Source organism: Sandarakinorhabdus oryzae, assembly GCF_009733735.1.
Classification (GTDB): Bacteria; Pseudomonadota; Alphaproteobacteria; order Sphingomonadales; family Sphingomonadaceae; genus Sandarakinorhabdus; species Sandarakinorhabdus oryzae.
In genome coordinates this window covers 1-10763 of record NZ_WNJP01000096.1, presented here as the reverse complement: position 1 = coordinate 10763, position 10763 = coordinate 1, and the positions used below count along the sequence as shown (strand labels likewise).

General features: G+C 66.1%; 8 protein-coding genes. 6 read left to right on the top strand and 2 right to left on the bottom strand.

The genetic code is table 11. The features are described from left to right. From GJ693_RS10315 to GJ693_RS10300, 4 genes are all read left to right on the top strand, one after another. Positions 1-811 (top strand): Mrp/NBP35 family ATP-binding protein (locus tag GJ693_RS10315; RefSeq protein WP_156256223.1); only part of this gene is annotated, 811 nt, incomplete at its 5' end. Between the two features lie 2 nt (positions 812-813). Next, positions 814-1239 carry a CoA-binding protein gene (locus GJ693_RS10310; protein WP_156256222.1) on the top strand — a complete coding sequence of 142 codons (426 nt, stop codon included), beginning with the start codon at positions 814-816 and terminating at the stop codon, positions 1237-1239. Positions 1240-1439: 200 nt separating this feature from the next. Continuing rightward, complete coding sequence (locus tag GJ693_RS10305) at positions 1440-2702, top strand: metal-dependent hydrolase family protein (protein WP_156256221.1); 1263 nt, start codon at positions 1440-1442, stop codon at positions 2700-2702. 782 nt (positions 2703-3484) lie between these two features. Continuing rightward, positions 3485-5302, top strand: coding sequence for a DUF885 domain-containing protein (locus tag GJ693_RS10300; RefSeq protein WP_156256220.1), 1818 nt, complete (start codon positions 3485-3487; stop codon positions 5300-5302). Between the two features lie 125 nt (positions 5303-5427). On the opposite strand, the gene GJ693_RS10295 is transcribed toward GJ693_RS10300, so the two are convergent. Beyond that, positions 5428-6447 carry an SDR family oxidoreductase gene (locus GJ693_RS10295; RefSeq protein ID WP_156256219.1) on the bottom strand — a complete coding sequence of 340 codons (1020 nt, stop codon included), beginning with the start codon at positions 6445-6447 and terminating at the stop codon, positions 5428-5430. A 51-nt stretch (positions 6448-6498) separates the two neighbouring features. On the opposite strand from GJ693_RS10295, the gene GJ693_RS10290 reads away from it, so the two are divergent. Both GJ693_RS10290 and GJ693_RS10285 read left to right on the top strand, forming a co-directional pair. Beyond that, the gene (locus GJ693_RS10290) at positions 6499-7059 is read left to right on the top strand and encodes a TetR/AcrR family transcriptional regulator (protein ID WP_156256218.1); all 561 of its coding nucleotides are present in this window, start codon (positions 6499-6501) and stop codon (positions 7057-7059) included. Positions 7060-7099: 40 nt separating this feature from the next. Further along, on the top strand, positions 7100-8446 hold the full coding sequence (locus GJ693_RS10285) for an MFS transporter (protein WP_156256217.1): 1347 nt from the start codon (positions 7100-7102) through the stop codon (positions 8444-8446). A 70-nt stretch (positions 8447-8516) separates the two neighbouring features. On the opposite strand, the gene ftsH is transcribed toward GJ693_RS10285, so the two are convergent. Continuing rightward, a complete protein-coding gene (gene ftsH / locus GJ693_RS10280; RefSeq protein ID WP_156256216.1) occupies positions 8517-10463 on the bottom strand; it encodes an ATP-dependent zinc metalloprotease FtsH in 1947 nt (648 codons plus the stop codon). Positions 10464-10763 lie beyond the last annotated feature (300 nt).

Genomic DNA, 10763 nt, shown 5'->3' with positions numbered 1-10763 from the left:
GGCGCGCATCATCCTCACCGCCGACCGCGCCACTGCGCCGGCCGGCGCCACCCGCCCGGCGCAGACCACCGTGCCCGGCATCCGCAAGCTCGTCGCCGTCGCCAGCGGCAAGGGCGGTGTCGGCAAATCCACCGTCGCCGCCAATCTCGCCTTCGCCCTGGCCCGCGCCGGGCAGACGGTTGGCCTGCTCGATGCCGATATCTATGGCCCCTCCGTGCCGACCCTGCTCGGCATCCAGGGCCGTGCCCGGGTGGAGAATGACCGGCTGCAACCCGAAAGCCGCCACGGCATCAAGGCGCTTTCGATGGGCATGATGACCGATCCCAGCAAGGCGATCGTCTGGCGCGGGCCGATGGCCTCCTCCGCCCTCGTCCAGATGGTGGAACAATGCGATTGGGGTGCGCTCGACGTGCTGGTGATCGATCTGCCGCCTGGCACCGGCGACATCCAGCTGACGATGGCGCAGAAACTGAAGCCCGATGGCGCCGTCATCGTCTCCACCCCGCAGGATCTCGCCCTCATCGACGCCCGCCGCGCCGTCGCCATGTTTGCCGAAGTGAATGTCCGTGTGCTTGGCGTGGTCGAGAATATGGCGGGCTATCATTGCCCCAACTGCGGCCATGTCTCCGATCCGTTCGGCCACGGCGGCGCCGAAGCCGAAGCCGCCACCATGGGCGTGCCCTTCCTCGGCCGCCTGCCCCTGCAAATGGACGTGCGCTCCGCCGCCGACGCCGGCCAGCCCATCAGCGGGCCGGTCGCCGCCCTTTTCGACGAGATCGCCCGCGGCGTCATCGTCACCGTGGGACTCTGACCATGCCACTCACCGCCGATGCCGACATCGCCCACCTGCTCGAGCAGACGCGCACCATCGCCCTCGTCGGCGCCAGCGACCGCCCCGAACGCGCCGCCCACGAGGTGATGGGCGTGCTGCTGGCCCACGGCTACCACGTCATCCCCGTCAACCCGCTGCTGGCCGGCCAGACCATCCACGGCCAGACCGTCGTCGCCACCCTGGCCGACATCACCACCCCCATCGACATGGTGGACGTGTTCCGCCGCAGTGAGTTCGTGTCGGACGTAGTGAACGAGGCCATCGCGGTCGGCGCCAAGGCCGTCTGGACGCAACTCGACGTCATCGACCACAAAGCCGCCGCCCGCGCCGAAGCAGCCGGCCTGCAGGTAGTGATGGACCGCTGCCCGAAGATCGAGCTGCGACGGCTTGGGGTGAAGAGGAAGTAGGGCCTCCGGCGGGCAGGGACTCGTCCCTGCACCCGTTCGTTTTGGGGCGGCCCGCCCTTCACCTCTCCCCTTGTGGGAGAGGAAGAGAGACGCGCGAAGCGCGGCCCGGGTAAGGGGTGCGGCCCGCCACCTGTCGCATTTGCAACTGGCTCCCGCCCGCACGCCAGCGCACAACAGCTCCAACCACAGGGGACCCCACCATGCGCACCACCCTCATCGCCGCCTTGCTGCTCGCCAGCCCGGCCGCCGCCGAAACCTTCGCGATCAAGGCCGGCCACGTCATCACCGATGCGGCCAAGCCCGCGCTCGGTCCCAGCACCATCATCGTCACCGATGGCCGCATCACCGCCATCAACCCGGCCAGCGCGCCCATCCCGGCCGGCGCCATCTTGATTGACCAATCAAGTCGCACCCTCAGCCCCGGCCTGATCGACAGCCACGTCCATCTCACCGGCGATCCCGGAACGCCCTTCTGGCGCGAAGCCGTGGACAGCGCTGAACTTTCCGTCGCCTACGGCATGAAAAACGCCCGCCTCACCGCCAAGGCCGGTTTCACCACCGTGCGCGATCTCGGCAGCGCGCGGCTGGCCGGCTTTGCCGTGCGCGATGCCATCAATTCCGGGCTGTTCCCCGGCCCGCGCATCCTCGCCGCCGGGCCGGCGCTCTCCATCGTCGGCGGGCATGGCGACACCTCGGGCTTCCTGCCGGCCGTGAACGACGCGCTCGACCAGGGCAACACCTGCACCGGCGCCACCGAATGCACCGCCCGCGTGCGCGAAGCCAGCCAGCGCGGGGCCGATGTCATCAAGTTCACCGCCACCGGCGGCGTCCTCAGCCAACAAGGCCGCGGGCTGGACCAGCATTTCACCGAGGACGAAATGCGCGCCATTGTCACCACCGCCCACAGCCTGGGCCTGAAGGTCGCTGCCCACGCCCACGGCCCGCGCGGCATCGAAGCCGCCGCCCGTGCCGGCGTCGACTCGGTCGAACACGGCAGCTTCATCGATGACGCCGGCGCGAAAGTGCTGGCCGGAACCAAAGGCTGGCTCGTCCCCACGCTGATGCCCTTCCGCTACACTGCCGAACAACTCGGCAAGGGCGTCTACACGCCCGTCGTCGAAGCCAAGGTGCGCGCCATCCTGGCCCGACGCGGCAAACAGATCAGCATCGCCCGCGCCGCCGGCGCCCGCATCGCCTTCGGCACCGATGCCGGCGTCTTCCCCCACGGCCGCAACGGCGAAGAAGCCGCCGACATGGTCGAATATGGCGGCATGACCCCGCGCGACGTCCTCATCAGCGCCACCACCGGCGCCGCCGAACTGCTCGGCCTTTCGTCCGAAATCGGCACGCTGGAGCCGGGCAAAGCCGCCGATATCATCGCCACCGACGGCGATCCGGCCGTGGACGCCAAACAACTGGCGCAAGTGCGCTGGGTGATGGCGCGCGGGAAAGTGGTGGAATGAGGGGGAAGTAGAAGGAGGGCCTCCGGCGGGCAGGGTCGCAGACCCTGCACCCGTTTGATTTCGGGTGGTGCTCAAAGGCCGGTTTGGAGTGGGAAGCTGCCATTGACAGGTGGAGCGGATAGCCACGCCATGGTATGACGACTGCTGACACACAGAATCTGGCGACACACAAGAAGGTCGATCAGGATGAGTATAATGAGTTTAATTTTGAAGCCGAGCTCGACAAGATCGAAAACAATAATCGCGACCTCGTCGTTTGTAATTTGGATGACAAGTTGGCTTGCCGGCCTTTGGTACTACAAATCTTACGAATTTAGCGCTGTACCGTTCGATGTTGGTGTCGTATTTATGGTGCTGTTTATCTTTTGTGCAGTTCGTATTATGACCGATAGGGCTGATAAAGCCGTACGCGGTACATTCAGCAACAAGGGCGGCGCTGGTTCATCTAAATAAATGCACGGTTAGCTTTGCACCCACACGTCGCTAATTGGGGCGCAAGCGGACTCCTGTCCAACGAGCGCGTCTGAAAACAAACGGGTGCAGGGTCTGCGACCCTGCCCGCCGGAGGCCCCTTCTTGCTGTCCTACATCCAGCCAGATGCACTACACTGGCGTGGCTGCCGATGAGGGGCCAGCCGACGCCCCGGAATAGCCTCTCGCGCACAAGAGCTAATTGTAAACTTTGTAACCTACAGGCCCTGCCGCAAGCCCACCGCCGCGATTGACTGCGGCGCGCAGCGTCTTATGAGAGCAACACGCCTGACCATGATCCGGAGCCCCCTGATGCGCGCTTTTCTTCTGCTTGCTGCCAGCCTGATTGCCGTTTCGCCGCTGGCCGCCCAAACGCCGGCCCCGGCCACCGGTGCGGCACAGCCAGCCGCCCAGTCGCCGTCGGCTGCACTGAGTGCCTTGTTTGCGGCCAGTGACGCCGACAATCTGAAGCGCAATCCGATCTTTGGCCTGTTCCGGGGGGACACCAGCCGGGCGGACCAGATTGGCGAGTTCATCACCGATGCCGCCTATGCTACCGAAAAGCGCGCCGCGGAGAATGAGTTGAAGGCGCTGGCCGCCATCGACCGCAGCGCCCTGACCCCGGATGAGCAGGTGAGTTACGACACGTTCAAGTGGCAGCGCGAGACCGATCTGGCCGGCTTGCAGCCAAATCTGCTCGCCGCCACCGCGCCGCGCCCGATCGATCATTTCTTCGGCTTCCACAATTTCCTGGCGGAGCTCCAGGCCGGGGAGAGCGCGGCGCCGTTCAAGACGTTGAAGGATTATGAGGATGCGCTGAAGCGCCATGATCAGTTCGCGCTGCTGCTCGATCTGGCCGTGCTGCGCTTTCGGCAGGGCATGAAGACCGGGGTGGTGCAGCCCAAGCTGGTGGTGAACAACATCATCGACCAGCTGAACAATCTCACCGCCGGCGGCACGGATGGCTCCATCATGATGAAGCCGGTGCAGAAATTCCCCGACAGCATCAGCGCGGCCGACCAGGCCCGGCTGAAGGCCGAATATGCCAGGATGATCGGCGAGCGCATCAACCCGGCGCTGATCCGCCTGCGCGACTTTCTGAAGACCGAATATCTGCCCGTCGCCCGTGATCAGCCTGGCCTGGTGGCCATGCCGGGCGGGCCGGAGCTCTATCGCTATCTGGTGGCCAGCAACACCACCACGGCGCTGACGCCGGACGAGATCCACAATATCGGCCTGTCCGAAGTGGCCCGCATCCTGAAGGGCATGGACGAGGTGAAGGCGCGCGTGGGCTTCCAGGGCGATCGCCCGGCCTTCTTCACCTATCTGCGCACCGATCCGCGCTTCAAGTTCGCCTCGGCCCAGGCCATGGGCGATGCCTTCCGCGCCACCGGCAAGAAGGTGGATGGCGTTGTTGGCCGGCTGTTCAGCACCATCCCGAAGTCGCCGCTGGAAATCCGCCCGGTGCCGGCGCACCGCGAAAAGACCGATGCTGCTGGCAGCTACCAGGGCGGTACGCCCGATGGCAGCCGCCCGGGCGTGTTCTTCTACAACGCCTATGATCTGCCCTCGCGCAGCAATTATGGCGTGGAGACGCTCTATCTGCACGAAGGCGTGCCGGGCCACCATTTCCAGATCAGCCTGGCGCAGGAGAATGACAAGCTGCCGGCCTTCCAGCGCTTTGGCGGCAACACCGCCTTTGCCGAAGGCTGGGCGCTCTATGCCGAGAGCCTGGGGCCGGAGCTGGGCATGTTCACCGATCCCTACCAGCTGCAGGGCCGTTATGAAGACGAGATGCTGCGCGCACTGCGGCTCGTCGTCGATACCGGCATCCATTCAAAGGGCTGGGGCCGGGATCAGGCCATCGAATATATGTTGGCCAACAGCAGCATGAGCCGCACCGATGCGACGGCCGAAGTCGAGCGTTACATCGCCATTCCCGGCCAGGCGCTGGCCTACAAGATCGGCCAGCTGACCATCAGCCGGCTGCGCGCCAAGGCGCAGGCCGCGCTGGGACCGAAGTTCAACATCAAGGATTTCCACGCCCAGGTGCTGATGACCGGCGCGCTGCCGATGGCGGTGCTGGAGGCCAAGATCGATCGTTGGATTGCCGCCCAATCGGCCAAGTGAAGCGCTGTCCTACAGGGGCCTGATGCGGTACAAGTGCTGCGTCAGGCTCTTTGAAAATCAGTCACTTCGTCGATCGGAAACTCCTGAATCCGATACGAAACGTCAAAAGTGACAAAAGCGGGCTGTCACGCCTTCACCAGCCCCTTCTCGATCAGGCTGTGCGCGCAATCGAGGATGGTGGTCGCCTCATCACGGGTCATCCAGCCCAGCCGTTCCAGCGCATGGGCGGCGGTAGCTTCACGGCGGCGGCCGAGTTCGGGGACGACCATCTTCACGGTCGCATCAAAATTGGCGAGGAGTTTCAGCAGCCAGTCCGGCAGGCCGCGGGTCGGCACCCGCCGCGCCTGGTTGCCGAGCCCGGCCTTCAGCACCTCGGCCACTTCGCGCATCCACATGAACCTGCCCTGCGCAATGAAGCGTTCGCCATCCAGACCGGGCGTCGTCATCGCCAGCACATGCAGCGCCGCGACGTCGCGCACGTCCACCACGCCAAAGCCGAGCCGCGGCAGGCCGGGCAGGGCACCATCGAGCAGCTTCTTCACCACTTCCAGGCTGGTCGAGAAATCGGCGCCGAGCACCGGGCCCAGCACGGCGGCCGGATTGATGGCGACATATTCCATGCCGGCACCATTAGCCGCCATCCACTCGCGCGCCGCCCGTTCGGCCAGCGTCTTCGACTTGATATAGGCATAGGCATCGAGGCTGTTGACGTTGGACCAGTCGGCCTCCGTGAACGGCGGACGGCCCTGTTCGTGGCCATAGGCGATGGCGGCCATGCTGCTGGTCATCACGACCCGTTTCACCCCGGCAGCCTGGGCAAAGCGCAGCGCGCGCAGGGCGCCTTCGCGGGCCGGGACGATCAGATCATCAGGGTTCTTCGGCTCACCCGCCGGGATGGGGGAGGCGATATGCTGGACATAGGTGATCCCGTCCATCGCCTCGGCCCAGCCGGCGTCGCTCATCAGGTCGCAGGCGACCAGTTCCAGATCAGGCAGGCCCAGGGTGGCGCGCAGCTCGTCAGCCCGGGCAAGATTGCGGATGGTGCCGCGCACCGGCCAGCCGTCGGCCGCCAACGCCTTGATGATGAAGCCGGCGATATAGCCCGATGCGCCGGTGACCAGCACCTTGCCCTTTTGTTCCGTCATGGCCACGCTCCTGCTTGTCGATTCCCGATTGGATGTGATACAAACTGACAAATGTCGTCTCTTTTGTCAAACCCGGCTGCTGATGACCGCCGCGCCCGTGTTGCGGCGGCGGCGATCACGGCCTTTTCGCGGCACGGTTATCGCCGCTGCACCATGGGCGACATTGCGGCCGCCGCCGGCATGTCGCGGCCGGCGCTCTATCTGCTGTTCTGCGGCAAGGAGGAGGTGTTTCGTGCTGTCGCCGAATCGCTGCTCGCCGATGCCGCCATCGCCGCCGAACTGGCTTGGCCGGCCGATGCCGATCCGGTCGAGGGGCTGGCCGCCGCGATCCTGGCCAAGGATCTGCCCATCCAGCGCCTGTGCCACGCCAGCCCGCATGCCGAGGAGATATTGGCCGTGGCCGCCAGCCTGACCGCCGATCTGCACCAGGCCAGCACGGCGCGATTCGAGGCGCTGCTGGCTCGGCGCCTCGCCGAAGCCGGCCGCGCCGATGCGCCGGGGCTGGCACGCATGCTGGTCAATGCCGCTGCTGGCCTGAAGCATGCCGGCCTGCCGGAAGCCGACTATATCGCCGATGTCGGACGGCTGGCGCAGTTGATCGGGGAAAAGTAACGGGTTGGCATCGGCGCGGCGCCGGCCCATGAAACGGGGCGTGCAGACCCCCAATCCCTTCGCCGGCCTTGCCGCCGCCTCGCTGCCCCGCAAGGAATTCGCGGTGCTGTTTGCCGTGCTGCTCACCGTGGCGGCCGGCAACACCGCACTGCAGACGGTGCTGCCCGCCATTGCCCGGGTGATCCACATCCCCGACATGCTGGTGGCGGTGATCTTCTCCTTCTCCGCCCTCTTGTGGACGTTCAGTGCGCCTTACTGGGCCCGCCAGTCCGACATGCGGGGGCGGCGGCGGCTGATGCTGGTCGGCACGCTGGGCTTCATGGTCTCGATGACCGGTTGCGGCATCGCCATCTATGCCGGCCTCAAGGGATGGCTGGTGCCGGTGGCGACGTTCGCGCTGTTCGCCTCGTTGCGCAGCCTGTTCGGCATCTTCGGTTCGGCCTCCAACCCGGCGGCCCAGGCCTATGTCGCCGCCCGCACCGACGAGCAGGACCGCACCGCTGCGCTGTCCAGCCTGTCCTCGGCCTTCGGGCTCGGCACCATCATCGGGCCGGCGGTGGCGCCGCTGTTCATCATCGCGCCGTTGGGGCTTTCGGGGCCGATGTTCGCCTTTGCCGTGATCGCGGCGCTGGTCATGCTGGCTGTCGCCCGTGTGCTGCCGGATGATGATCCCACCCACCGCCAGGGCCAGCCGCAACTGGGCAGCGGGGCGCCGTCGTCAGAGCCGAGCGTTGCCGGCGCCACCACGGGCGCCAGCGTCAAGGCCGCCGCCGCCGGCCGGCCCAAACGGTTGAGCGTGAAGGACAGTCGCATCCTGCCCTTCATGATCTTCGGCTTTGTTTCGGGATCGATCCAGGCCGCCACCGGCCAGGCCCTGGGCTTTCTGGTGATCGACACGCTGGGCGGTACCGCCCTGGATTCGCAGCAGGAAATCGCGGTGATCTTCATGGCGGGCGCCTTTGCGACCCTGCTGGCGCAATGGGGCCTGATCCCGCAACTGCGCCTCACGCCGCCGGCGCTGATGCGCTGGGGCACGCTGATCGCGGCGGCGGGCACGGCCGGCATCGCGCTCAGCGGCAGCCTGCACGGGCTGGTGCTGGCCTTTGCCTTGATGAGCCTGGGCTATGGCCTGGCGCGGCCTGGCTTCACAGCTGGCGCCAGCCTGGCTGTCAGTCGCAGCGAGCAGGGCGGGGTCGCTGGCGCCGTCACCTCGGTCAACGGCAGCTGCTTCATCTTTGCGCCGGCGGTCGGCATCGGGCTTTACCAATTCGGCCACACCTTGACCTATTGGCTGGGCGCTGTCGGCCTGCTGTGCCTGGCCGTCTATGCCTTCACCAAGCCAGAGCTCTCCCGCGAACCCGGCGAACATCTCGACGACGACGCCTGACCGGCACGTGAAAAGGCAAACGGCCCGGCGGCAGTGCCACCGGGCCGTCTGTTGCTGACTGCAGAAGCGATCAGGCCCCGGCCGGAGCCTCACCAAGGCCCGTGCCACGGCGACCGGCCTTCGGAATGGCCGACGCACCGGCCGCCGGACGCGCCACCGGCGTGGTGGTCGCGCTGCCGCGATCAATGGTGCCGCCTTCCATCACCTTCTTGATCTCGTCACCGGTGAGGGTTTCATATTCGAGCAGGGCGCCGGCGATGGCGTGCAGCTGGTCGATATGGTCGGTCAGCACCTGCTTGGCGCGCTCATAGCCGGCCGTCACGATCGCGCGCACTTCGCTGTCGATCATCTGCGCGGTTTCTTCCGACATGTTCTGGGCGCGAGTGACACTGTGGCCCAGGAACACTTCTTCCTGGTTCTCGACATATTTGAGCGGACCGAGCTTGTCGGACATGCCCCACTGCGTCGCCATAGAGCGCGCCAGATCGGTGGCGTAGCTGATGTCCGACGACGCGCCCGAGCTGACCTTGTCATAGCCGAAGATCACTTCCTCGGCGACGCGGCCACCCATGGCCACGGCCAGGTTGGCGTACATCTTGTCACGGTGATAGCTGTACTGGTCCCGTTCCGGCAGGCGCATCACCATGCCCAGCGCGCGGCCGCGCGGGATGATGGTGGCCTTGTGGATCGGGTCCGACGCTTCCTCGTGCAGGGACACGAGCGCATGACCAGCCTCGTGATAGGCGGTCATCTTCTTCTCGTCCTCGGTCATCGCCATGGTCTTGCGCTCGGTACCCATCAGCACCTTGTCCTTGGCGTCCTCGAATTCGCGCATCGACACCAGCCGCTTGCCGCGCCGGGCGGCGAGCAGCGCGGCTTCGTTGACGAGATTGGCCAGATCAGCCCCGGCAAAGCCCGGCGTGCCGCGTGCGATGGTACGAGGGTTGACGTCCGGCGCCAGCGGCACCTTCTTCATGTGGACAGCGAGGATCTTCTCACGCCCATCGATATCGGGGCGGCCGACAACCACCTGGCGGTCAAAACGGCCGGGGCGCAGCAGCGCGGGATCGAGCACGTCGGGCCGGTTGGTGGCGGCGATGATGATGATGCCTTCGTTGGCATCGAAACCGTCCATCTCGACCAGCAGCTGGTTCAGCGTCTGCTCGCGTTCGTCGTTGCCACCGCCCAGGCCGGCACCGCGACTGCGGCCGACAGCGTCGATTTCATCGATGAAGATGATGCAGGGCGCGGACTTCTTGCCCTGCTCGAACATGTCGCGGACGCGGCTGGCGCCAACACCGACGAACATTTCGACGAAATCCGAGCCAGAGATCGAGAAGAACGGCACATTGGCTTCGCCGGCGATGGCGCGGGCGAGCAGCGTCTTGCCGGTGCCGGGCGGGCCGACGAGCAGCGCGCCCTTCGGAATCTTGCCGCCCAGGCGGCTGAAGCGGCCGGGGTCTTTCAGGAAATCCACAATTTCCTGCAGTTCCTCGCGCGCTTCGTCGATGCCGGCGACATCATCGAAGGTCACCCGGCCCTCCTTCTGCACCAGCAGCTTGGCCCGGCTCTTGCCAAAGCCCATGGCGCCGCGGCCGGCACCATTCTGCATCTGGCGCATCACGAAGATCCAGATGCCGATCATCAATACGAAGGGCAGCATGTTGAAGAACAGCTGTGCGATCACCGAGCGGCTTTCCTCTGGCTTGGCATCAAAGCGCACGCCCTTCTGGCGCAAGCGTTCGATCAGCTGGGTGTCGCCAGGGTTGAAGGTGCGGAACTCCTCATCGCCGCTGGTGCGGCCAACGATCTCTTCACCGCGGATCTCCACGGACTTCACCGCGCCATCGTCCACCCGGGCGAGGAAATCGGAATAGGCCAGGGCATCGCCGCTGCGCGACGAGCCGCTGCCCTGCATCAGGTTCACTGCCACGGCGAGGCCCAGCAGGATGACAATCCACAGCCCGAGATTCTTCATCCAGGGGCTGGGGGGGCGCTTGTTGGGGCCTTCGGACATGGTCACTTCCTGATCAGATACAGACGCGGGCACAGTTCGGCACTGCACGGGGCAGGCCCTTGCACTCCAGCCCAAGATAAGGCGGAATGACAGGGTTGCAATCGGCCTGTGCTGTTCTGCCCCGGTCGTGGGCCGGAATTGCGGGCCATTCAGGGCCGTTTGCTGGCCCGCTGTGGCGGACGGGTGACGGAAATGCGCCAGATGGGGCCCGGTCGTGCCACCAGGCCAGCGAGCGTGCCGCTGTGCCCCGCCCCGAGTCGCGCCGCGAGCCGGGCGATGTCGCTGCCTCGCGCCGGCCGG